Source organism: Amycolatopsis granulosa, assembly GCF_011758745.1.
Taxonomy (GTDB): Bacteria; Actinomycetota; Actinomycetes; order Mycobacteriales; family Pseudonocardiaceae; genus Amycolatopsis_E; species Amycolatopsis_E granulosa.
This window is the reverse complement of record NZ_JAANOV010000001.1, coordinates 1,488,914-1,510,255: the sequence shown is the minus strand read 5'-3', so window position 1 is coordinate 1,510,255 and position 21,342 is coordinate 1,488,914. Positions and strand designations below refer to the sequence as shown.

Annotated in this window: 23 protein-coding genes; 17 read left to right on the top strand and 6 right to left on the bottom strand. The window is 72.6% G+C overall.

From position 1 onward, the window contains the following. Positions 1 to 51: 51 nt before the first annotated feature. From FHX45_RS07165 to FHX45_RS07140, 6 genes are read left to right on the top strand one after another with little or no spacing between them, the layout of a single operon-like run. Positions 52 to 765, top strand: coding sequence for a GntR family transcriptional regulator (locus FHX45_RS07165; RefSeq protein WP_167097810.1), 714 nt, complete (start codon positions 52 to 54; stop codon positions 763 to 765). Positions 766 to 825: 60 nt separating this feature from the next. Further along, positions 826 to 1,632, top strand: a complete 807-nt coding sequence (locus tag FHX45_RS07160; RefSeq protein ID WP_167097808.1) for an N-acyl homoserine lactonase family protein — start codon at positions 826 to 828, stop codon at positions 1,630 to 1,632. Between the two features lie 11 nt (positions 1,633 to 1,643). Further along, positions 1,644 to 2,921, top strand: coding sequence for a hydroxyacid-oxoacid transhydrogenase (locus tag FHX45_RS07155; protein WP_167097806.1), 1,278 nt, complete (start codon positions 1,644 to 1,646; stop codon positions 2,919 to 2,921). Between the two features lie 4 nt (positions 2,922 to 2,925). Then, positions 2,926 to 3,294, top strand: a complete 369-nt coding sequence (locus FHX45_RS07150; protein ID WP_167097804.1) for an FmdB family zinc ribbon protein — start codon at positions 2,926 to 2,928, stop codon at positions 3,292 to 3,294. Beyond that, complete coding sequence (locus FHX45_RS07145; RefSeq protein WP_167097802.1) at positions 3,291 to 6,155, top strand: FAD-binding and (Fe-S)-binding domain-containing protein; 2,865 nt, start codon at positions 3,291 to 3,293, stop codon at positions 6,153 to 6,155. Before FHX45_RS07150 ends, FHX45_RS07145 begins: the two co-directional genes overlap by 4 nt. Positions 6,156 to 6,177: 22 nt before the next feature. Continuing rightward, on the top strand, positions 6,178 to 7,113 hold the full coding sequence (locus FHX45_RS07140; protein WP_167108564.1) for a hydroxymethylglutaryl-CoA lyase: 936 nt from the start codon (positions 6,178 to 6,180) through the stop codon (positions 7,111 to 7,113). Here the strand turns inward: FHX45_RS07140 and FHX45_RS07135 are convergent. After that, entirely contained in the window at positions 7,110 to 7,286 is a 177-nt protein-coding gene (locus tag FHX45_RS07135; RefSeq protein ID WP_167097800.1) for a hypothetical protein, read from the bottom strand. The two genes, FHX45_RS07140 and FHX45_RS07135, sit on opposite strands and share 4 nt — an antisense overlap. Next, a complete protein-coding gene (locus FHX45_RS07130; RefSeq protein ID WP_167097798.1) occupies positions 7,280 to 7,915 on the bottom strand; it encodes a TetR/AcrR family transcriptional regulator in 636 nt (211 codons plus the stop codon). Before FHX45_RS07130 ends, FHX45_RS07135 begins: the two co-directional genes overlap by 7 nt. 88 nt (positions 7,916 to 8,003) lie before the next feature. Between FHX45_RS07130 and FHX45_RS07125 the strand changes: the two genes are divergently transcribed. The 5 genes from FHX45_RS07125 to FHX45_RS07105 all read left to right on the top strand — a co-directional run bounded on the left by FHX45_RS07125 (position 8,004) and on the right by FHX45_RS07105 (position 13,857). Further along, positions 8,004 to 9,566 carry an acyl-CoA synthetase gene (locus FHX45_RS07125; RefSeq protein ID WP_167097796.1) on the top strand — a complete coding sequence of 521 codons (1,563 nt, stop codon included), beginning with the start codon at positions 8,004 to 8,006 and terminating at the stop codon, positions 9,564 to 9,566. Next, positions 9,551 to 10,684, top strand: a complete 1,134-nt coding sequence (locus tag FHX45_RS07120) for an acetyl-CoA C-acyltransferase (RefSeq protein ID WP_167097794.1) — start codon at positions 9,551 to 9,553, stop codon at positions 10,682 to 10,684. The genes FHX45_RS07125 and FHX45_RS07120 overlap by 16 nt, the downstream gene beginning before the upstream one ends. Further along, positions 10,681 to 11,853 (top strand): acyl-CoA dehydrogenase family protein, encoded by a 1,173-nt coding sequence (locus FHX45_RS07115; protein ID WP_167097792.1) that lies wholly within the window; start codon positions 10,681 to 10,683, stop codon positions 11,851 to 11,853. The genes FHX45_RS07120 and FHX45_RS07115 overlap by 4 nt, the downstream gene beginning before the upstream one ends. Before the next feature lie 11 nt (positions 11,854 to 11,864). After that, on the top strand, positions 11,865 to 12,902 hold the full coding sequence (locus FHX45_RS07110; RefSeq protein WP_167097790.1) for an acyl-CoA dehydrogenase family protein: 1,038 nt from the start codon (positions 11,865 to 11,867) through the stop codon (positions 12,900 to 12,902). Between the two features lie 76 nt (positions 12,903 to 12,978). Continuing rightward, positions 12,979 to 13,857: an enoyl-CoA hydratase-related protein gene (locus FHX45_RS07105; RefSeq protein WP_167097788.1), complete on the top strand. Its 879-nt coding sequence runs from the start codon at positions 12,979 to 12,981 to the stop codon at positions 13,855 to 13,857. A gap of 193 nt (positions 13,858 to 14,050) precedes the next feature. Here the strand turns inward: FHX45_RS07105 and FHX45_RS07100 are convergent, their stop codons facing one another. From FHX45_RS07100 to FHX45_RS07090, 3 genes are all read right to left on the bottom strand, one after another. Beyond that, positions 14,051 to 14,728: a hypothetical protein gene (locus FHX45_RS07100; protein WP_167097786.1), complete on the bottom strand. Its 678-nt coding sequence runs from the start codon at positions 14,726 to 14,728 to the stop codon at positions 14,051 to 14,053. Between the two features lie 3 nt (positions 14,729 to 14,731). After that, positions 14,732 to 14,872, bottom strand: coding sequence for a hypothetical protein (locus tag FHX45_RS07095; RefSeq protein ID WP_167095801.1), 141 nt, complete (start codon positions 14,870 to 14,872; stop codon positions 14,732 to 14,734). Between the two features lie 67 nt (positions 14,873 to 14,939). Next, positions 14,940 to 15,560 (bottom strand): L-threonylcarbamoyladenylate synthase, encoded by a 621-nt coding sequence (locus FHX45_RS07090; protein ID WP_167097784.1) that lies wholly within the window; start codon positions 15,558 to 15,560, stop codon positions 14,940 to 14,942. Between the two features lie 189 nt (positions 15,561 to 15,749). Here FHX45_RS07090 and FHX45_RS07085 point away from each other — a divergent pair, with 189 nt between their 5' ends. Together FHX45_RS07085 and FHX45_RS07080 are read left to right on the top strand one after the other, a co-directional pair. Further along, on the top strand, positions 15,750 to 16,853 hold the full coding sequence (locus tag FHX45_RS07085) for a glycosyltransferase family 2 protein (RefSeq protein ID WP_167097782.1): 1,104 nt from the start codon (positions 15,750 to 15,752) through the stop codon (positions 16,851 to 16,853). Positions 16,854 to 16,858: 5 nt separating this feature from the next. Continuing rightward, positions 16,859 to 17,011, top strand: coding sequence for a hypothetical protein (locus FHX45_RS07080; protein ID WP_167097780.1), 153 nt, complete (start codon positions 16,859 to 16,861; stop codon positions 17,009 to 17,011). 13 nt (positions 17,012 to 17,024) lie between these two features. Here FHX45_RS07080 and FHX45_RS07075 read toward each other — a convergent pair whose 3' ends face one another. After that, complete coding sequence (locus FHX45_RS07075) at positions 17,025 to 17,696, bottom strand: IclR family transcriptional regulator (protein ID WP_167097778.1); 672 nt, start codon at positions 17,694 to 17,696, stop codon at positions 17,025 to 17,027. An 88-nt stretch (positions 17,697 to 17,784) separates the two neighbouring features. Here FHX45_RS07075 and FHX45_RS07070 point away from each other — a divergent pair, with 88 nt between their 5' ends. The 4 genes from FHX45_RS07070 to FHX45_RS07055 are packed head-to-tail and all read left to right on the top strand — an operon-like array spanning position 17,785 to position 21,305. Next, positions 17,785 to 18,321, top strand: coding sequence for a nuclear transport factor 2 family protein (locus FHX45_RS07070; protein ID WP_341771383.1), 537 nt, complete (start codon positions 17,785 to 17,787; stop codon positions 18,319 to 18,321). Beyond that, the gene (locus FHX45_RS07065; RefSeq protein WP_208405835.1) at positions 18,318 to 19,124 is read left to right on the top strand and encodes an SDR family NAD(P)-dependent oxidoreductase; all 807 of its coding nucleotides are present in this window, start codon (positions 18,318 to 18,320) and stop codon (positions 19,122 to 19,124) included. The genes FHX45_RS07070 and FHX45_RS07065 overlap by 4 nt, the downstream gene beginning before the upstream one ends. Further along, positions 19,117 to 19,893 carry an SDR family NAD(P)-dependent oxidoreductase gene (locus FHX45_RS07060; protein WP_167097776.1) on the top strand — a complete coding sequence of 259 codons (777 nt, stop codon included), beginning with the start codon at positions 19,117 to 19,119 and terminating at the stop codon, positions 19,891 to 19,893. The genes FHX45_RS07065 and FHX45_RS07060 overlap by 8 nt, the downstream gene beginning before the upstream one ends. Then, positions 19,890 to 21,305, top strand: a complete 1,416-nt coding sequence (locus FHX45_RS07055) for an FAD-dependent oxidoreductase (protein ID WP_167097774.1) — start codon at positions 19,890 to 19,892, stop codon at positions 21,303 to 21,305. Before FHX45_RS07060 ends, FHX45_RS07055 begins: the two co-directional genes overlap by 4 nt. Positions 21,306 to 21,342: the final 37 nt, after the last annotated feature.

Sequence of the window (21,342 nt, the reverse complement as noted above, 5' to 3'; positions counted from 1 at the left end):
GTACCCGGCGCCTGGGGCGTGAAACCGCCGCCGCCGTGGGAAACTTCTGCGATGCGGCAGATCGGGAACGACGCCAACCTCGCCGGCAAGATCGTCGACGAGCTCCGGACCGCCATCGTGAACGGGGAGCTCGTCGCGGGGCGACTGTATTCGGTGCACGACCTCGCCGAGCGCCTCGGCGTGTCGCGGACGCCGGTGCGCGAAGCGCTGATCCAGCTGGCCGAGCGCGGCATGGTGCGCTTCGAGCGCAACCGCGGCGTGCGGATCCTTCAGACGTCCCTGCACGACCTGGAGGAGGTCTTCGCGATCCGGCTGCTGCTGGAGGTGCCGGCGACCTACCGCGCCGTCACCCAGCGCACGGCCGCCTGGGTGAAGGAGCTGGGCGCCGAGCTCAAGACGATGCGGGTCGCGGCGCAGGTGCACGACGAGGCGAGGTTCATGGCCGCCGACCGGCGCTTCCACGAGCTGATCAACTCCGCGTCCGGCAACGTCCGGCTGGCGCGGTACGTCGACTCGCTGCGCGACATGGTGCTGCTGCGCGGTACCTCGACCGTGGACACCTCGCGCAGCCTGGCCGACATCCTCGCCGAGCACGAGGCGATCTTCGCGCTCATCGAGTCCGGCAAGGCCGGGGAAGCGGCCGAGAGCATGCGCGCGCACCTGCTCAACACGGCCCGCCTGCTGATCGGGCAGGAGGCCGCGGCGAGCGGCGACCCGGTGCCGCCGGTCTCGATGGAGTGGACCGGGTACCCCGCCATTGACTGAGTAGCATGCTACATGCCACTGTGTGCCTCGCTGGTTCGTTCGAGGCGCAAGGAGGCACCGATGACGGCACCGAGCAAGGTCCACCTGCTCCGGACCGGGACGATGGAATGCGACCAGACCTGGCTGCTGCTCAAGCCGGGTGCGACGATCACCGACCGGGCGAACACCCGCAAGGAAGCGGTGTGGACGACCTGCCCGACCCACGCGGTGCTCATCGAGCACCCGGACGGGCGCATCCTCTGGGACACCGGCGTGCCGCGGGACTGGGAGACCCGCTGGGCGCCGACCGGCCTGCAGGAGTTCTTCCCGGTCCAGGAGGGCACCACCTACCTGGAGGACTCGCTGGCGGCGCTGGAGCTGACGCCCGACGACATCGACGTGCTGGTGCTGTCCCACCTGCACTTCGACCACGCGGCCAACGCCAAGCTCTTCGCCGGCGGCCGGACCCGCATCGTCGTCAACTCCGAGGAGCACGAGGGCGCCCTCGGCATCGACGGCCCGTTCAAGGGCGCCCACCTCAAGGCCGACTACGAGGGCATCGACTACGAACTCGTCTCCGGTGACGCCGAAATCGCGCCGGGCGTCAGCGTCATCGCGACACCGGGCCACACCTGGGGGACCATGTCCCTGCGGGTGGACCTGCCGGAGACCGGCACCAAGATCTTCACCTCCGACGCCGTCTACCTCGGCGAGAGCTGGGGCCCGCCGGCCATCGGCGCCGCGATCGTGTGGGACAGCGTGCGCTGGCTGGAGTCGGTGGAAAAGCTGCGCCGCATCGCCGAGGAGACCAACGCCGAGGTGATCTTCGGGCACGACCCCGAACAGGCCGCCGCCCTCCCGTTCGCACCCGACGGGTACTTCGCCTGAAAGGGACTGCCATGACCGAATACCTCACCGAGACCGTCTTCACCTGGGGTGCCACCCCACTGAAGTTCGGCGCCGGCGCCGTCGACGAGATCGGCTGGGACCTCGCCCAGATGGGCGCCGAGCGGGTCCTCATCGTCACCGACCCGGGCGTCGCCGCGACCGGAGTGCCGGAACGGGTGGCCGCGGCCGCCAAGGCCGGCGGGCTGACCGTGGAAACCTACGACCAGGTGCACGTCGAGCCGACCGACGTGAGCATCCAGGCCGCGGTCGACTTCGCCAGTCAGTCGCAGTGGGACGGTTTCATCGCCGTCGGCGGCGGCTCGTCGATCGACACCGCCAAGGCCATCAACCTGATGACCACCTATCCCGCGGACCTCTACGACTACGTCAACAAGCCGATCGGCCAGGGCAAGGCGCCGGCCGGGCCGCTCAAGCCGCTCGTCGCGGTGCCCACCACGGCCGGCACCGGCTCGGAGACCACGCCGGTGTGCATCATGGACTTCCTCGACCTGAAGGTGAAGTCCGGCATCAGCCATCCCCGGCTGCGGCCGTCGATGGCGGTGGTCGACCCGCTGCTGACGCTGAGCATGCCGCCGGAGGTGACCGCGGCGAGCGGGATGGACGTGCTGTGCCACGCGCTGGAGTCCTACACGGCCAAGCCGTTCGACTCCTTCCCCCGGCACCGCGCGGAGACCCGGGTCGCCTACTGCGGGTCCAACCCGATCTCCGACGCCTGGACCGAGCAGGCGCTGACGCTGCTGGCGCGGTCGTTCCGCAAGGCGGTGCTCAACGGGGGTGACCTCGCTGCCCGGACCGACATGATGCTGGCCGCGACGTTCGCCGGGATGGGGTTCGGCAACGCCGGCGTGCACATCCCGCACGCCTGCGCGTACCCGATCGCCGGCCGCGTGAAGGAGTACCGGCCGAAGAACTACCCGCAGGACGAGGCCATGGTGCCGCACGGCGAGTCGGTGTCGCTGACCGCGCCCGCGGCGTTCCGGTTCACCTTCCCGACGAACCCGGACAAGCACCTGCGCGCGGCGCGGATCCTCGACCCGGGCGCGCCGGAGCAGCGCGACCCGGTGGACCAGCTGCCGTTCGTGCTGTCCTCGCTGATGCGCGACATCGGCACCCCGAACGGGATCGGCGGGGTCGGCTACGACGAGGGCGACATCCCCGGCCTGGTCGAGGGCACGCTCAAGCAGGAGCGGCTGCTGACCATCTCGCCCCGGCCGGTGCGCGACGAGGACCTGGCGTCGATCTTCGCCCAGTCGATCGAGAACTGGTGACACCATGCCCATCTACGACTACTCGTGCGAGTGCGGGAACCGGTTCGAGGCGCTCGTGCCCTCGTCCGCGAGCCCGGCTCCGTCCTGTTCGTGCGGCTCGGTGCCGCACCGGCTGCCACCCGCGGCGCGGCTGGGCGGGGTCGCCTCCGCCGGGCCCAGCCGGGACGACGCGCCGAAGAGCTGGCGCGGCACCGGCAACGGCGACCGGGAGACGGTGCGGCACTGGCACCGGCAGATGACCCGGCGGGAGAAGCTCGAACAGAAGTACCCGGAGCTGGCCGGCGACCGCCGTCCGGTGCTCGCGCACGAGGGCCGGTTCGCCGCCGCGCCGCTGCGGGCCGGCGATCCGCTGCCCGGGGGCCCGGCTTCATGACGGTCGTGGCGGAGGAGCGGGTGGGCCAGTTCCTGGCGGAGCTGGCCGACGCGCTCGACGGTGAGGTGGAATCCGGCACCACGGCGCGCGCCGTCTACAGCATGGACGCGTCGAACTACCGGCACGTGCCGGTGGCCGTGGTGTTTCCGTCCACTGTGGAGGACCTGGCGGCGACCGTCCGGCTGTGCCGGGAGTTCGGTATCCCCGTCACCGCGCGCGGTGCGGGCACCGGCATCGGCGGCCAGGCGCTCGGCGAGGGCGTGGTGATCGACTACAGCCGGCACCTGAACCGGGTGCTGGAGATCGACCCGGAAACGCGGACCGCGCGCGTGCAGCCCGGCGTGGTGCTCGACGCGTTGCGTGCGGCGGCCGCGCCGCACGGCCTGACCTTCGGGCCGGACCCGTCCACGCACAGCCGGTGCACGATCGGTGGCATGGTCGGCAACGACGCGTGCGGCTCGCATTCGGTGGCGTGGGGCCGGACGGCGGACAACGTCGTCGCGCTGGACGTGCTCACCGCGGACGGGACCCGGCTGGTGGTCGGGCCGTCGCTGCCGGACGATCCGCGCGCCGCCGCGTCGAAGCAGCTCGCGCTGGACAACCTGGCGCTGCTGCGCACGGCGTTCCCGCCGTTGCCGCGACGGGTGTCCGGGTACGCGCTGGACCAGCTGCTGCCGGAGAACGGGACGAACCTGGTCCGCGCGCTGGTCGGCACCGAGGGCACCTGCGTGCTGCTGACCGAGATCACCGTGCGGCTGGTGCCCGCGCCCGCGGCACGCGCGCTGGTCGTCGCCGGGTACGCCGACGACATCGCGGCCGCCGACGCCGTCCCGTCGGTGCTGCCGCTGGGGCCGCTGACGGTCGAGGGCATGGGCCGCGACCTGATCGACTCGCTGCTGGTGCGGCGCCCGCACCCGGCGGTCGACCTGCTGCCCGAGGGGCGCGGCTGGCTGTTCGTCGAGGTCGGGGGAGCGGACCCGGAACAGGCGGCGGAGCGGGCGGCCGAGGTTGCCGCCGTGCTGGCGCGGGACACCGGCGCGGCGACCGTGGTGGAGACCCGGCCGGCCGATCAGCGGCTGCTGTGGTCGGTGCGGGAGGCCGCGGCCGGGATCGTGACCCGGATGCCGGACGGTTCCGAGGCATGGCCGGGGTGGGAGGACTCCGCGGTGCCGCCCGAGAACCTGGGCGCCTACCTGCGCGACTTCCGTGCCCTGCTGAGCAAGTACGGCCTGCGCGGGGTCCCTTATGGACACTTCGGCGAGGGCTGTGTGCACGTGCGCATCGATTTCGCCCTCACCACCGGCGAGGGGCGGCGGCAGTTCCGGGCGTTCCTGGAGGACGCGGCGGACCTGGTGGTCGCGCACGGCGGCTCGTTGTCCGGCGAGCACGGTGACGGCCAGGCCCGGGCGGAACTGCTGTCGCGGATGTACCCGCCGGAGATCCTCGCGCTGTTCGAGCGGTTCAAGGGGATCTGGGACCCGGACGACCTGCTCAACCCCGGGAACCTGGTGCGGCCCCGCCGCCTGGACGCGGACCTGCGGTTCGACGGGCCGGTCCGGTCACTGCCGATCACGCTGAAGTACCCGCACGACGGGGGCAGCCTCGCGACGGCGACCCGGCGGTGCGTCGGCGTCGGGGCCTGTGTGGACACCTCGTCCGGCGTGATGTGCCCGAGCTACATGGTCACCGGCCGCGAGGAGCACTCGACGCGCGGCCGTTCGCGCCTGCTGTTCGAGATGATGCGCGGGGAGACGGTCACCGACGGGTGGCGGTCCACCGAGGTGCTCGAGGCGCTCGACCTGTGCCTGGCGTGCAAGGGATGCCTGTCCGACTGCCCGGTCAACGTGGACATGGCCTCCTACAAGGCCGAGTTCCTGCACCAGCACTACGCCGGGCGGCTGCGCCCGGCCAGCCACTACACGCTCGGGTTCCTGCCGCTGCTGGCGCGGCTGGCGTCCGGCACGCCGCGACTGGTGAACCGGGTGCTGGGCGGGCGGCTGGCCGGGGTGGTGAAGAAGGCCGGCGGGATCACCCCGGAGCGGTCGCTGCCGCGGTTCGCACGGCGGACGTTCCGGCGCGGGTTCACCGCCCGGGACCGGGGCCGGCCGAAGGTGCTGTTGTGGCCGGACACGTTCACCAACTTCCTCTCGCCCGAGGTGGGTCACGACGCGGTGCGGGTGCTGGAGCACGCCGGGTTCGACGTGGTGCTGCCGTCGTCGTCGGTGTGCTGCGGGCTGACCTGGATCTCCACCGGGCAGCTGGGCGTGGCGCGGCGGGTGCTGCGGCGCACGCTGCGGGTGCTGCGGCCGCACCTGGAGGCGGGCACGCCGGTGGTGGGGCTGGAGCCGAGCTGCCTGGCGGTGTTCCGGCACGACGCGCGCGAGTTGTTCGACGAGGCGGAGCTGCACGGGCTGCCCGCCCAGGCGTTCACGCTGGCCGAGTTCCTGGAGCGCTTCGCGCCGGACGTGTCGTTCCCGGAGGTGGCGGCGTCGGCGATCACGCAGCAGCACTGCCACCAGCACGCCGTGATGGGCAACGCGGCGGACGAGCGGCTGTTGCGGAAGGTGGGCGTGACCAACCGGACGCTGGACTCCGGCTGTTGCGGGCTGGCCGGGAACTTCGGGGTCGAGAAGGGGCACTACGAGGTGTCGGTCGCGGCGGCGAACCGGGTGCTGGTGCCCGAGGTGACGGCCGCGTCCCCGGACACCCTGGTGCTCGCGGACGGATTCAGCTGCCGCACGCAGATCGACGACCTCACCGGCCGGCAGGCGCTGCATCTGGCACAGGTTCTCGCCCGCGCCCTGCCGGTGACTCCCGGATCTGGTGAGCCGCCGGTGGTGGACACTGGACGGCAGCGTTAGTGAGCGTTAACGTAGAGGTGTGGTGACTGTGCGGGAGCTGGGCCTGCCCCAGCGCGAGGCGTCGCGGGGCGACCTGCCGGGCCGGGTGACGATCTGGGAGGTCGGGCCGCGCGACGGGCTGCAGAACGAGCAGGCGATCGTCGGGCTGGACACCAAGCTGGAGTTCCTCGACCGGCTGGCCGATGCCGGGCTGCGCACGCTGGAGGCCACCAGTTTCGTGCACCCGAAGTGGGTGCCCCAGCTCGCCGACGCCGACGACCTGCTGGCCGGGCTCGACCGGCGCGAGGGCGTCCGCTACCCGGTGCTGGTGCCCAACGAGCGCGGGCTGGACCGGGCGCTCGCGCTCGGCGTCGAGTCGATCGCCATCTTCGGCAGCGCCACCGAGACCTTCGCGCGCAAGAACCTGAACCGCTCGTTCGACGAGCAGTTCGCGATGTTCGAGCCGGTGGTGCGCCGCGCCCGGCACGAGGGCCTCCAGGTGCGGGCGTACCTGTCGATGTGCTTCGGCGACCCGTGGGAGGGCGCGGTGCCGGTCGAACAGGTGGCGGCCGCGGGCCGGCGGCTGCTCGACATGGGCTGTTTCCAGCTGTCCCTGGGCGACACGATCGGCGTGGCGACGCCGGGTCACGTCGAAGCGGTGCTGGCGGCCTTCGGTGACGTGAGCGCGCTGGCCGTGCACTTCCACGACACCTACGGCCAGGCGCTGTCCAACACCCTGGCCGCACTGCGGTCCGGAGTGACCACAGTGGACTCGTCGGCGGGCGGCCTCGGCGGCTGCCCGTACGCGAAGGCGGCGACGGGCAACCTGGCGACCGAGGACCTGGTGTGGATGCTCGACGGCCTGGGCATCGACCACGGCGTCGACCTGGACGCGCTGGTGCGCACGAGCGCCTGGATGGCCGAGCGGCTGGGCCGCCCCAGCCCGTCGCGCGTGGTCAAGGCGCTGACCGGCGGCTAGATCCGCTCGGCGGCGGCCAGCGCGGTCACCACCGCGATGTGCCGTGGCCGCTTGTAGCGCACCGGCACGCAGATCGCGCCGAGCCGCGTGGACGCGAAGAGGGTGGTGCCCTCGAACGAGAACGCGGGCTGGTCGCCGTGCGTGCGCGCGTGGCGGGCGAGCTCGGTCAGCACTGGCCGTCCGCGAAGAGCAGGCGGCGGGCCAGCGACTTCCACAGGGCGACGTGCGGGTCGTGTGCCGGCCGCCGCTCCTTCTCGAAGGCGTAGGGCAGGGCCGCGCCCCGCATGCTGGTGAACAGCAGCTCCCGCAGCTCCGGATAACGCGGGTGCGCGCACACCGCCGGTCCCCAGATCCGGTCGCCGACACGGCGGATCGCGTCCCGCAGTGCGCGTTCCTGCGGGCGCAGGGCCTCGGCCAGCGCGGGATTGGTGCGCGCCGCGGTCCACAGCTCGACGGCCGCCCAGAACGCCGGTTCGTGGAAGGTCATCCACAGCAGCTCGATGCACCGCTCGACCCGGCGCGGCCCCTCCGGCTCACCGGCGAGCTGTTCGGCGAGCCGCTCCTCGGTCTGCCGCAACCGGCTCGCCGACAGGTGCTGCGAGGCCGCGACCAGCAGCTCGTCCCGCGACGGGAAGTGGTGCAGCAGGCGGCCGCGGGACACCCCGGCCTTGGCCTGGATCGCGAGCGTGGAGGCACCGGCGTAGCCGAGCTCGACCAGGCACGCGACCGCCGCGTCCAGGATCAGGGTGCGCGTTCCGGCCGCGCGGTCCTGCCGGGTCCGGGTTTCGGTCACCACGGGCATCAGCCTAACCCGGTAACAGTCGGTGTTGACTGTTCCGCGGAATGCTTGCACTCTCGCAGGGGAGCCGAGGCGTTCGAGGAGGAGCCGCATGTATCCGGGTACCCACGCCGACGCCGACCCCGGACGGCCCGCCGTGATCATGGCGGGCTCGGGCGAGCGGCTGACCTACGGCGAGCTCGACGAGCGGTCCACCCGCCTCGCCGACGCCCTGACCGGCGCCGGCGTGGGCCGCGGCGAGACCGTCGCACTGCTCAGCGACAACTCGGTCCGCGCCTACGAGGTCTACTGGGCCGCGATGCGCTCCGGTCGCTACGTCGCCGCGGTCAACAGCCACCTGGCCCCGGCCGAGGCCGCCTACATCGTCACCGACTCCGGCGCCCGCGCGCTCGTGGTCTCCGCCGCGCTCGGCCCGCTGGCCCGCGCGGTCGCCGAACTGCTCCCGGACGTGCCGGTCAAGCTGGTCTACGGCGGCGAGGCCGACGGGTACGCCGGTTACGACGCGTTCCTCGCGTCCGGTTCCCCGCGCCGTCCGGCGGACCAGCCGTGCGGCGCGGACCTGCTGTACTCCTCCGGCACCACGGGCCGCCCGAAGGGCATCCAGGTCGACCTGCCCGGTCGGCAGGTGGACGAGCCGGGCGACACCCTCACCCCGGTCCTGCGGCACCTGTACGGCTTCGGACCGGACGCGGTCTACCTGTCCCCGGCGCCGGTCTACCACGCCGCGCCGCTGCGGTTCGGCGCGGCGGTGCACCGGCTCGGCGGGACGGTGGTGATGATGGAACGCTTCGACGCCGAGGCCGCGCTGCGGGCCATCGAAACCTACGGCGTCACGCACAGCCAGTGGGTGCCGACGATGTTCGTGCGCATGCTCAAGCTGCCGGAGGAGGTGCGGTCCCGCTACGACCTGTCCAGTCACCGGGTGGCCGTGCACGCCGCGGCGCCCTGCCCGGTCGAGGTCAAGCGCGCGATGATCGACTGGTGGGGGCCGATCCTCGTCGAGTACTACGCGGCCACCGAGGGCGCCGGGATGACGTTCATCGACAGCGAGCAGTGGCTTGCCCGGCCCGGCTCGGTGGGCCGCGCGGTGGTCGGCGTCACCCGCATCTGCGACGACAAGGGCATGGTGCTGCCGCCCGGCGAGACCGGGACCGTCTACTTCGAACGCGACGAGGTCCCGTTCACCTACCACCGTGACGAGGCCGCGACGCGCGCGGCGCAGCACCCCGAGCACGAAACCTGGACCACCACCGGCGACGTCGGCTACCTCGACGAGGCCGGCTACCTCTACCTCACCGACCGCAAGGCCTTCGTGATCATCTCCGGCGGGGTGAACATCTACCCGCAGGAGGTCGAGGACGCGCTCGCCCTGCACCCCGCCGTGTTCGACGTCGGCGTGATCGGCGTGCCGGACGAGGAGATGGGGGAGGCCGTCAAGGCCGTCGTCCAGCCCGCGCCCGGCGTGATCCCGGGACCGGAGCTGGAAGCCGAGCTGCTGACCCACCTGCGCGAGCGGATCGCGCACTACAAGGTGCCGCGCAGCGTGGATTTCACCGGCGAGCTGCCCCGCACCCCGACCGGCAAGCTGGTGAAGCGCCGCCTGCAAGAGCGCTACGTGCCGAAGGAGAAGGAGGAGCCGTGCGAGACGCGGTGATCGTGGAGGCGCTGCGCACCCCGGTGGGCAAGCGCGACGGCGGCCTGTCCGGGGTGCACCCGGTGGATCTGTCCGCGCACGTGCTGCGCGGCCTCGCCGAGCGGACCGGCCTGGACCCGGGCCGGATCGACGACGTGGTGTGGGGGTGCGTGGGCCAGGCCGGTGAGCAGACCGGCGACATCGCCCGCAACGCCGTGCTGGCGGCGGACTGGCCGGAGACCGTGACCGGCGTGACCGTGGACCGGCAGTGCGGCTCGTCCCAGCAGAGTGTGCACTTCGCCGCCGCCGGCCTGATCGCCGGGCACTACGACGTGGTGGTGGCCGGCGGGGTCGAGTCGATGAGCCGGGTGCCGATGGGCTTCGCCGCGCAGGGCGCGAACCCGCTCGGCGAACGGCTGCTGGCCCATTACGGCGGGGTGCGGCCCCACCAGGGCGCCGGCGCGGAGATGATCGTCGAACGGTGGGGGTTCAGCCGTGCCCAGGTCGACGAGTTCTCCCTGGCCTCGCACGAGAAGGCGGCCGCCGCGCAGGATTCGGGCGCCTTCGACGAGCAGCTGCTCCCGCTCGGTGCGGTGACCGCCGACGAGGGTGTGCGCCGCGGCGGCTCGCTGGAGAAGCTCGCGAAGCTCAAGCCCGCCTTCGCCGAGGACGGCGTGATCACCGCGGGCAACAGCTCGCAGATCAGCGACGGTGCGGCCGCGCTGCTGATGACCACCAGCGAGAAGGCGGCCGAGCTGGGCCTGCGGCCCCTCGCCCGCGTGCACACCGCCGTGCTCGCGGGTGCCGATCCGGTGATCATGCTGACCGCACCCATCCCGGCGACGCACAAAGCCCTGCGGCGCAGCGGCCTGTCCCTGGGCGACATCGGGGTGTTCGAGGTGAACGAGGCGTTCGCGCCGGTGCCGATGGCGTGGCTGGCGGAAACCGGCGCGGACCCCAAGACCCTCAACCCGCACGGCGGTGCGATCGCGCTCGGCCACCCGCTCGGTGCGAGCGGCGCGCGCCTGATGACCACGCTGGTGCACCACATGCGTGCCAGCGGTGTCCGCTACGGGCTGCAGACGATGTGCGAGGGCGGCGGGCAGGCCAACGCGACCATCCTGGAGCTGATCGCGTGACCGGGTTCCGCGAGAAGGTCCGCGCGTGGCTGGCCGCCAACGTCCCCGGTGACGAGGAGCTGGCGACCGCCAAGCGGTTCCAGGCCGCACTGCACGACGCCGGGCTGGCCGGCATCACCTGGCCGACGGAGTACGGCGGGCAGGGGCTCACCGCCGCCGAGCAGCAGATCTTCGACCAGGAGGCGGCGCACTACGACCTGCCGACCTCGGTGTTCCGCATCGGCATGGGCATGTGCGGGCCGACGATCCTCGACCTGGGCACGGCCGGGCAGAAGGCGCGCTACATCCGGCCCCTGCTGCGCGGCGAGGAGATCTGGTGCCAGCTGTTCTCCGAGCCGGGCGCCGGGTCCGACGTCGCGAGCCTGCAGACCCGCGCGGTCCGGGACGGGGACTCGTGGGTGGTCAACGGGCAGAAGGTGTGGACGACGGTCGCGCACCTGGCCGACTTCGGTGCGCTGCTCGCCCGCACCGACCCGGACGTGCCCAAGCACCAGGGCCTGACCATGTTCCTCATCGACATGCACGCGCCCGGGGTGACCGTGCGGCCGCTGACGGACATGACCGGCCGGGCGCCGTTCAACGAGGTGTACTTCGCCGACCTGCGGCTGCCGGCCGGCGCGGTTCTCGGGCAGGTCGGCGGCGGCTGGCCGGCCGCGGTGACCATGCTCGGCCACGAACGCGTGTCGATCGGCGGGTTCGTCCGCATCCGGCACGACCCGCTGGCGCACGCGAACCTCGCCGAGACCGCGCGCCGGTACGGCCGCGACCGCGATCCGGTGGTGCGGGTGGAACTGGCGAAGCTGTACGCGGCCGAACGGGCGCTGGCGTTGTTCAACGCGCGGTTGCGGCAGGAGGCCGAGGCCGGTTCCCCGCCCGGGGCACGCGGCTCGGTGGCCAAACTCGCCGGCGCCCAGCTGCGACAACAGGCCGTCGCGGTCGCCGGGCTGATCGCCGGACCGCACGCCATCGCCTGGGATCCGGACGACGCGGCCGGGGACGAGCTGGCGCTGGCGATCAACCAGACCCCGTCGTCGAGCATCGCCGGTGGCACCGACCAGATCCAGCGCACGATCATCGGTGACCGGATCCTCGGGCTGCCCCGCGAACCCGTCGCCGACCGCGACGTGCCCTTCCGCGAGCTGCGGGTGGGCACGCAGCGACCCGCCTGAGAGGAGAAGCCGTGCAGCTGGTGCTCGACGACGAACAGCGGCAACTGCGGTCCGCGGTGCGCGACCTGCTGGCCGACCACAACGACGTGCGGTCCGTTGTGGACGGTGACGCCCGCTACGACCGCGGGTTGTGGCGGCGGATGGCGGAGCTGGGGCTGACCGGGCTCGTGGTTCCGGAGGAGCTCGGCGGTGCGGGCGCGGGGCACGTCGAGCGGTGCGTGGTGCTGGAGGAACTGGGCCGCGCGCTGGCGGCGGTGCCGTTCCTCGCCTCCGCGGTGCTGGCGGCCGACGCCCTGACGGCCCTGGGCGACACCGAGGTCCTGCCCGCGCTGGCGGCGGGGGAGCAGGTCGGCGCGGTGGCGCTGTCCGGGGTGACCGCGACCGAGCGCGACGGCGGCTGGGTGCTCGACGGGTGCGCGCCGTTCGTCCTCTCCGGTGACGTGGCCGAGGTCTTCGTGGTGCACACCCCCGCCGGGTGGTTCGTGACCGCGGAGGGCCACCGGCGGGCGCTGACCACCCTGGACCCCACGCGAGGCCAGGCGAAGCTGGAGTTCTCCGCGGCGCCCGCCCGCCGGCTCGAGCACGCCGACCCGGGCGCGGTGCTGGAGCGGGTGCGCGACCTGGCGGCGGTGGCGCTGGCCGCGGAACAGGTCGGCGGGATCGCCAAGGTGCTGGACACGATCGTCGGCTACGCCAAGGTGCGGGTGCAGTTCGGCCGCGCCATCGGTTCCTACCAGGCGGTCAAGCACGCGTGCGCGGAGTTGTACAGCACGAGCGAACGGGCCGGGTCGCTGCTGCGGTACGCGGCGTGGGCCGCCGACCACGACCCGGACGCGCTGCCGCTCGCCGCGGCGACCGCGCAGGCGTTCACCGGCCCCGCGTACTTCCGGGCGGCGGCCACCGGGCTCCAGCTGCACGGCGGCATCGGCTACACCTGGGAACACGATGCGCACCTGTACTACAAGCGGGCCAAGAGCAGTGAGCTGCTGTTCGGCACGCCCGCGGAGCAGTGGGCGCGGCTCGCCGACCGGCTGGAGCGGGTGCCGTGACGGCCCGGCCGGTGCTGCTCGACCGGGCCGTCGCCGGGCCGCCACACGTGCTCAGGCTCGTCCGGTACCCACGACGATGGGCGGTGCGGTGAGTTACGGCGAGATCACCTACGAGGTCACCGGCGGGATCGCGACGATCACCCTGAACCGGCCGGCGCGGCTGAACGCGTTCACGCTGGAGATGGCGCACGAGCTGATCGCCGCGTTCGACGCAGCGGATGCCGACGACGCGGTGCGCGTGGTCGTGGTGACCGGTGCCGGGCGCGGGTTCTGCGCGGGCGCGGACCTCGGCCGCGGCGCCGGCACCTTCGACCGCGGCGCGATCGGCGACGTGCGGGGTTTCGGCGAGATCGACGGTGTCCCGCGCGACGCCGGTGGCGCGGTGGCGTTGCGGATCGCGGCGAGCAAGAAGGTCGTGATCGGGGCGGTCAACGGGCCCGCGGTCGGGATCGGGGTGACGATGACGCTGCCGATGGACATCCGGATCGCCGGCGCGAACGCCCGGTTCGGGTTCGTGTTCGCCCGGCGCGGCATCGTGCTGGAGGCCGCGTCCTCGTGGTTCCTGCCCCGGATCGTCGGCATCTCGCAGGCAATGGAGTGGGTCGCGACCGGGCGGGTGTTCGACGCGGCCGAGGCGCGCGCCGGGGGACTGGTGTCCCGCGTGGTGCCACCGGAGGAGCTGATCCCGGCGGCGCACCGGATCGCGCGGGAGATCGTGGACAACACCTCGGCGGTGTCGGTCGCGGTGTCGCGGCAGCTGCTGTGGGGCATGCTCGGCTCGCCGACGCCGTGGGACGCCCACCGTGCCGACTCCCGCGCCTTGCTGGAGCTCGGCACCGGCAAGGACGCGCGCGAAGGCGTCATGGCGTTCCTGGAGAAGCGGTCGCCGAGCTTCCCCGGCCGGGTCACCGCCGACTACCCGGACCAGGTGCTGCCGTTCCCCGGCGCACCGTGACCCGGCGGCGCGCACGCTGACGAAGCAGGAACCCAGGTTCCATCCGGGCGAGATCGGCCGCGGTCTCCTCGTTGCGTGTGGTGCTGGCGCCCCAGAAGGCGACGTGCCCGGTGAGGTCGAACGGGTCATCCTCGGATCGTGCCCCGGTCCGCGATCTCCCCGTCCGGCTCACTGTCGCCTTCGGACAGAGCGCTCAGTGCCCCTTGGTGAGCCGGTCCAGCTGGCTCTGCAGCTCGTCCAGGCGGGCGTGCAGGAGCGTGACCTCGGCGGACAGCAGCGGCACCAGCTCCGGGTTCGCGGCCGCCCCGGCGGTGAACGCCACCGCCTGATCGTCCCGGTGCACTGGCACGCCCGCGAGACGGCTGAAGTGGTCCAGCGTCAACGGCGGCCGGTTCCCGGCGCAGGTCGAGCACACCGGCAGCAGCTTGCGCCAGCCGACGACGCCCGTGCCGGTCGCCACGAACACCTGTGCGGGCCACCCGCATGCGCACAACCCGGCGTGCACGGACCGGACGGTTTGTTTCGAGTACCGCACGCCCCGCTCGTACAGGAAGTACCGGCCGGCGGCGTCCACCTCCAGCAGCACGCTCTGCTGGTACTGCGGGTCGCAGGCCAGCGCGCGGGCGTCGGCGAGGTCGTGGAAGCAGTAGAAGCCGCAGTCGCACAGGCGGGACGGGCTCTGGTGGCGGCTGCTCTGCGCGCACCGGGCCTCGGCCCGCACACCGTAGGCGTGTGTGCGGCCGAGCGATACGCCCGTGAAACCGGCCTCCGTGCCGTCGGCCGACACCATCGGGTAGGCGAGCTTGTACCCGCGCCACGGGACGTCGCGCCGTTCCTGGGGCGTGCGGCGCAACGACAGCCGGCCCGCCATGGCTCAGCGGTCGGCGGTGACGGGGGCGGGACGCTCCGGTTCGGGGGTTTCCACGGTGTCGCGGGGCTCCTCGACCGGCGCGACCTCTTCGGCCCTGGATTCTTCGACGACGACGCCCACGGCAAGTTTGCGGCCCAGTCTCATCGCCAGCCTCCTCGCGGATCACGGTGCGTTTTTCCAGCGTGACCCGCGACGGCGGCGATGTCCAGAGTTATTCGAAACGTGCCGGGTCCCCGGCACCCTTTCGGACGATTTCCGGCTCGCCACCGGAGAAGTCGATCACCGTCGTGGGCTCGGTGCCGCAGCCGCCGGAGTCGACGACCGCGTCGACCGCGTGGTCCAGTTCGTCCTTGATCTCCCAGCCCTGCGTCAGTGGCTCCTCGTGGCTGGGCAGCAGCAGGGTGCTCGACACCAGCGGCTCGCCCAGCTCGTCGAGCAGCGCCCGCGTGACGGCGTGGTCGGGGATCCGCACACCGACGGTCTTCTTCTTCGCGTGCAGCAACCGCCGGGGCACCTCTTTCGTGGCGGGCAGGATGAAGGTGTAGCTGCCCGGGGTGGCGGCCTTGATCGCGCGGAAGACGGTGTTGTCGACGTGCACGAACTGCCCGAGCTGGGCGAAGTCGCGGCACACCAGGGTGAAGTGGTGGCGGTCGTCGAGGTGGCGGATGGCGCGGATGCGGTCCAGCCCGTCGCGGTTGCCGAGCTGGCAGCCGAGCGCGAAGCACGAGTCGGTCGGGTAGACGATCAGCCCGTCGCGCCGCAGCAGGTCGACGATCTGAGCGATCGACCGGCGCTGGGGGTTGTCCGGGTGCACGTCGAAGTACTTCGCCATGGGGAGAGCTTAGGATCACGGGTCCGGGCCGGCCGCCAGAGGCGAACGGCCCGGGTGGCCCGGGGCTTCCGGCCCGGGTTCGGGAAAATTCGAACACCCTTCGTGTTGTCAACAGAGCGTAATGAAGTGTGATGTTCGTCACTATCCATTCGGGCTAATGACCTGCGCTTTCCCGCCTATATCCCAGTCATGTTGGTTACTCCTCGTCACTCGCTGGGCCGGGACCGGGTCGTGGTCCTGATCCCCGCGCATGACGAAGCCGCGAGCATCGCCGCCACGCTGGACTCGGTCCGGGCGCAGACGGTGACCCCGGACGCGATCTTCGTCGTCGCGGACAACTGCGCCGACGACACCGCGGCGGTGGCGGCGGCGCACGGCGCCCGCGTGCTGGAGACCGTCGCCAACACGGACAAGAAGGCCGGTGCGCTGAACCAGGCACTGGCGGTCGTCCTGCCCCAGCTCGACGGCGACGACCGGGTCCTGGTGATGGACGCCGATTCGATCCTCGCCCCGGAGTGGATCGAAACCGCGCTCGCGGCGATGGAGCGTTCCGCGGCCGTCGGCGCCGTGGGCGGGATCTTCTACGGCGAAGGCCGCCGGGGACTGATCGAACAGCTGCAGCGCAACGAGTACGTCCGCTACGCCCGGGACATCCTGCGGCGCGGCAGGGGGGTGTGGGTGCTGACCGGCACCTCGACGCTGTTCCGGGTGCCGGTGCTGCACGAGATCGCCGCGGCGCGGGGCGGCGCGCTGCCGGGCCGGGCGGGGGAGTTCTACGACCGGCGGGCGCTGACCGAGGACATGGAGATCACCCTGGCGTGCCTGCGGCTGGGGTACCGGTGCGTGTCCCCGGCCCGGTGCGCGACGACGACCGAGCTGATGCCGACCTGGCGGGATCTGTGGCGGCAGCGGGTGCGGTGGCAGCGCGGCGCGATCGACAACCTGCGGTCGCACGGCGTCAACCGGGTCACGCTGCCGTACCTGGGGCAGCAGTTGTGGGCGGTGCTGGGCTTCCTGGTCATCGTGGGGTACCCGCTGCTGCTGGGCCTGTCGCTCGCGGCGGGGATGCCGATGGTGCTGCACCCGTTCTGGCTCGCGGTCGGCGCGGTGTGCGTCGTCGACCGGGTGGTGACCGTGCGCAAGGCGGGGTGGCGCGGCATCCTGCTGACGCTGCTGTTCCTGCCCGAGATCTACTACGACTTCTTCCGCCTCGGTGTGTACCTGGCCGGGTGGCGGGACGCGGTGCTGCGGCGTGCGGCCGGCTGGCACCACCTGACCACCGGGGGGAGGTGAAAGCGATGTACGGAAAGGGTTTCACCGCCGCGGGGTCCGGGTCGGCCGCGCTGGCCTACACCGGGTTCGGCACCGCCTGGATGGTGCTGGCGGGGCTGATGCTGCTGCTGGCCGGTGTGGCACTGGTCAAGCTGGTGCCGCGCAAGGGTCAGCGCTGACCGGCGCCGGTCGTCACCGCAACAGGGAACCCAGCCGCTGGGCCGCGTCGACCACGGTGCGGCCCAGCGCCTCCTCGTCCGGGGCGGAGAACAACGACAGGCCGATGCTGACCTCCCGCCCCGGCACCATCGCCGAAACGCCGATCACCGACGGGGCGATCTCGCCGTAGGACACCGCGAAGCCGCGCTTGCGCGCCAGCGTCACCTCCTCCCGCTCGCCCGCTGCCGGCGGCCCCGCGGCCAGCATCGCCAGCCCGGCCGAGCCGCGGTCGATCGGGTCGACCTGACCGGGCCGGAAGCTCACGTGCATCCGCGCCTGGCGCGGCTCGACGATCATGAGCATCCGCACCTCCCCGGCGTTCTCCCGCACCACCAGGTGTGCCGTGGCCTGCGTGAGGTCGGTGAGCTCCTCCAGCACCGGCCGCGCCAGCGTGCGCAGGTCCTGCTCCACCGGCTCGGCCAGCCGCACCAGGCCGGTGCCGAGCGAGATCCGCTTGAACCGGTCGCGCCGGCACAACCGGTGCGCCTCCAGTGTCCGCACGAGCCGGTGCGCCACCGTGCGGTGCACCCCGATTCCCTCCGCGATCTCGGTCAGCGTCATCCCCTGCGGGTGCGCGACGAGCAGCTCGAGGATCTGCAACCCGTTGTGCAGCGTTTTCGACATTCCCGAGTCGACTTCGGACATGGCGGCACCCCCTTGACGGCCGGCGGGCACCGACCTACTGTTTCCGTAGTTCGCACGCTGCGTGCGATAATAGCACGTTCAATCTGGCGTGCAACCCCCCGAGGAGGTCACCGTGGACGTGGCGACGCTCGTGCTCGTGCACCAGCTCTACGGCGCGCAAAGCCACTTCATCGACAACGGCGATGCCGCGGCGTGGGCGGACACCTTCACCCCGGACGGCGAGTTCCGCTCACCGAGCTATCCGGCACCGGTCACCGGCACCGCGGACCTGCGGAGGTTCGCCGAGGACTTCGCGGGGCAGGACGGCATCACCCGTCACGTGCTCACCAACGTGCACGTCGTGCCCGCCGACGGTGTGGATGGTGCCGACGGTGTGGACGGTGTGGACTGTGTCGGCGCTGTCGGCGCTGTCGGCGCTGTCACTGTGCACGCCTACCTGCAGATCGTGCGCACCCTGCCGGGCGGCCCGCCCGAACTCCTGCGCCTGACCACCCTCACCGATGAGCTGGTCCGGTACGCGGGCACCTGGCGCATCCGCCGCCGCACCGTGCGCCGCGACGACCAGCCGCACAACCCCCAGAACTCGCCGAACCCCCAGAACTCGCAGAACGAGGAGCACCGATGAGCGACACCCGCGCCCAGCACGAGCCGATGACGGCGGTCTACCCGGAACTGGCGGGCAAGGTCGCGGTCGTGACCGGCGCGGCCCGCGGAATGGGGGCGCGGTTCACGGCGGCCCTGGCGGTGCGCGGCGTGCACGTCGTCGGTGCCGACATCGACGAAGCGGGCATGCTCGCCACGGCGCGCGAGCTGACCGCCGAGGTCGCGGCGGCCGAGAAGGCCGGCGAGATCGTCGGCACCCGCATCGACGTCACCCGGCCCGAGGACCACGAAACCGTGGCGCAGCTGGCACTGGAGCGGTTCGGCCGCCTGGACTTCTGGGTCAACAACGCGGGAATCTTCCCGTACGCGACCGTTGGTGAGATCACCCCGGAGCAGATCGGCGCGACCCTCGCGGTCAACGTCGAGGGTGTTCTGTACGGCGCCCAGACCGCCGCGCGGCACATGGCGCCGGGCAGCGCGATCGTGAACATGTCATCGGTGTCGGCCGTCCGCGTCCGCCGTGGCCGCGGCGCCTACTGCACCTCGAAGGCCGCCGTCGCGCACCTCACCGAATCGCTCGCCGTCGAGCTCGGTGACCGGGGCATCCGCGTCAACTCGATCGCGCCCGGCTACGTCGACACCGAGATGACCCGGTGGGTCAAGGAGGATCCGGCGGCGCTGCGGCACGCGCTCGACGTCGTGCCGCTGCACCGGCTCGGCTCGCCGGAGGAGGTCGTCGGACCGCTGCTGTTCCTGCTCTCCGACAGCGCCCGCTACGTCACCGGGCACAGCATCGCCGTGGACGGCGGGTCGCGGCATGTCTGAGTACCCGGACACGGTGCTCGTCACCGGCGCGGCCGGTGGCATGGGCGCTCACCACGCCCGCGCGCTCGCCCGGCACGGCACGCACGTGTGCCTGGCGGACATCGCCGACCCCGGTTCCGTGGTGGCGGAGATCGAAGCCGGGGGCGGGTCGGCGTCGGCGCACGAACTGGACGTCACCGACCCGGCCGCGTGGGCCCGGGTCGTCGCGGAGATCCGCGCCACCCGCGGCCGTCTCACCGGCCTGGTCAACAACGCCGGGATCTCCCGCCGCCTGGAGTTCCTGGACACCACCGGCGAGGTCTGGGAACAGGTCCTGCGCGTCAACCTGTCCGGCCCGTTCCACGGCATGCGGGCCGTGGCGGAGCTGATGCGGGACTCGGGTGGCGGGTCGATCGTGAACATCTCCTCGATCGCCGGCCAGATCGGCTACTTCTCGCCCGCCTACAGCTCCAGCAAGTGGGGCCTGACCGGGCTGTCCAAATCGGCTGCCGGCAACTTCGCCCGGTGGGGGATCCGGGTCAACTCGGTGCACCCCGGGCTCGTGGACACCGGGCTGCTCGACGGGGCGGAGGCGTTCGTCGCCTCGGCCGTCGCGAGCATCCCGGCCGGGCGCATGGCGCGGCCGGCGGAGATCACCGAGGCGGTGCTGTTCCTGTTGTCCGAGCGGTCCAGCTACCTGACCGGCAGTGAGATCACTGTGGACGGTGGCCTGGTGTCGAACGGGCTCTACCACCGCATCATCGCCGACATGGAAGGGGAGCTGTCGTGACCGACGACTGGGACGTCGTGGTCGTCGGTGGCGGTGGCGCCGGTCTCGCCGCCGCCGTGTCCGCCGCCGAGCAGGGCGCTTCGGTGCTGCTGTTCGAGTCCGAACGGGAGCTCGGCGGTTCGACCCAGCTGTCCGCGGGCCTGTTCACCGCGGCCGGCACGAGCGTGCAGGCCGCGCTGGGAGTCGAGGACTCCGCGGAACGGTTCTTCCAGCACTACATGGACCTCAACGCCTGGCAGCTGAACCCGGGGCTGATCGCCGCGTTCTGCGTGCAGTCCGGGCCGACGCTGGACTGGCTGATCGGACTGGGTGTGGAGATCCCGGCGAAGCTGTCCGGCAACGCGCACACGCCGGGCCTGTGCCAGGCCGGGGTCGAGGACGTGTGGCGCGGTCACGTGCCCAGGGACCAGGGCTACGGGGTGGTCCAGGTGCTCGCCAGGGCGGCACGCACGCGGCAGGTCGAGATCGTCCTCGGCACCCGGGTCGAGCGGCTGCTCGAGGAGCACGGCCGGGTCGCGGGGGTCGTCGCGGACGGCATCGAGGTGCGGGCGCGGGCGGTGGTGGTGGCCAGCGGCGGGTTCGCCCGCGACCCGGGTCTGCTGGCGCGCTACTACCCGGCGGCACTGCGGGCGGGCGAGGACCTGTTCGTCGTCGCCGCGGACGGCAGCCGCGGCGACCACCTGCGCTTCGGCGCGCAGGTCGGCGCGGCGGTCGCCGGGGACGGCTGGGGGCTGCTGCTGCCCACCGCCTACTTCCAGCGCCTGCACCACTGGCAGTCCGGGTTCCCGCCGAAATCGCGCATCCACGTGGACGCCCGCGGGCGCCGGTTCATGGACGAGGACGCCTCCTACGCGGTGTCCGGCGGCATCATCGAACGGCACGGCGGCACCGCGTGGATGATCTTCGACGAACGCGCCCGCCGGACCCTCCCGCCCGGATACGCGCACTGGACGGCCGAGTACGTCCTCGCCGAGGCCGAGGCCGGGCGCACGCTGCGCGCGGCGGACCTGGCCGAGCTGGCCGGCAAGGCCGGGATCCCCGCCGGCGCGCTGATCGCGACGGTCCGCCGGTGGAACGAGCAGCTGCCCGCCGGGCACGACCCGGAGTTCCTGCGCCACCGGACGCTCGCCAGCAAGGGGGTGACGGGCAACCCGGACCCGATCGCCGAGCCCCCGTTCTACGCGGCGCGCCTGCTGCCCGCCGAGCTGGTGTGCACGCACGCCGGGCTGGAGATCGACGCCCGCGCGGCCGTGCGCGACGAGCGCGGCGAGGTCATCGACGGCCTCTTCGCCGCGGGCGAGGCCGGTGCCGGCGTGCTCGGCCCGCGCTACGTCGGCGGCGGCAACGCCGTCGCCAACGCCCTCACCATGGGCCGCATCGCCGGCCGCAACGCCGCGGTCACGACCTCGTGAAGTGGCACGCGCCGCGGTCCGGGAGCGGAACCCGAGG

Coding starts and splice junctions, on each gene's coding strand:
- FHX45_RS07165 (WP_167097810.1), top strand. CDS start 52: ATGCGGCAGATCGGGAACGACGCCAACCTCGCCGGCAAGATCGTCGAC.
- FHX45_RS07160 (WP_167097808.1), top strand. CDS start 826: ATGACGGCACCGAGCAAGGTCCACCTGCTCCGGACCGGGACGATGGAA.
- FHX45_RS07155 (WP_167097806.1), top strand. CDS start 1,644: ATGACCGAATACCTCACCGAGACCGTCTTCACCTGGGGTGCCACCCCA.
- FHX45_RS07150 (WP_167097804.1), top strand. CDS start 2,926: ATGCCCATCTACGACTACTCGTGCGAGTGCGGGAACCGGTTCGAGGCG.
- FHX45_RS07145 (WP_167097802.1), top strand. CDS start 3,291: ATGACGGTCGTGGCGGAGGAGCGGGTGGGCCAGTTCCTGGCGGAGCTG.
- FHX45_RS07130 (WP_167097798.1), bottom strand. CDS start 7,915: ATGCCCGTGGTGACCGAAACCCGGACCCGGCAGGACCGCGCGGCCGGA.
- FHX45_RS07125 (WP_167097796.1), top strand. CDS start 8,004: ATGTATCCGGGTACCCACGCCGACGCCGACCCCGGACGGCCCGCCGTG.
- FHX45_RS07105 (WP_167097788.1), top strand. CDS start 12,979: ATGGGCGGTGCGGTGAGTTACGGCGAGATCACCTACGAGGTCACCGGC.
- FHX45_RS07100 (WP_167097786.1), bottom strand. CDS start 14,728: ATGGCGGGCCGGCTGTCGTTGCGCCGCACGCCCCAGGAACGGCGCGAC.
- FHX45_RS07095 (WP_167095801.1), bottom strand. CDS start 14,872: ATGAGACTGGGCCGCAAACTTGCCGTGGGCGTCGTCGTCGAAGAATCC.
- FHX45_RS07090 (WP_167097784.1), bottom strand. CDS start 15,560: ATGGCGAAGTACTTCGACGTGCACCCGGACAACCCCCAGCGCCGGTCG.
- FHX45_RS07085 (WP_167097782.1), top strand. CDS start 15,750: ATGTTGGTTACTCCTCGTCACTCGCTGGGCCGGGACCGGGTCGTGGTC.
- FHX45_RS07080 (WP_167097780.1), top strand. CDS start 16,859: ATGTACGGAAAGGGTTTCACCGCCGCGGGGTCCGGGTCGGCCGCGCTG.
- FHX45_RS07075 (WP_167097778.1), bottom strand. CDS start 17,696: ATGTCCGAAGTCGACTCGGGAATGTCGAAAACGCTGCACAACGGGTTG.
- FHX45_RS07065 (WP_208405835.1), top strand. CDS start 18,318: ATGAGCGACACCCGCGCCCAGCACGAGCCGATGACGGCGGTCTACCCG.
- FHX45_RS07060 (WP_167097776.1), top strand. CDS start 19,117: ATGTCTGAGTACCCGGACACGGTGCTCGTCACCGGCGCGGCCGGTGGC.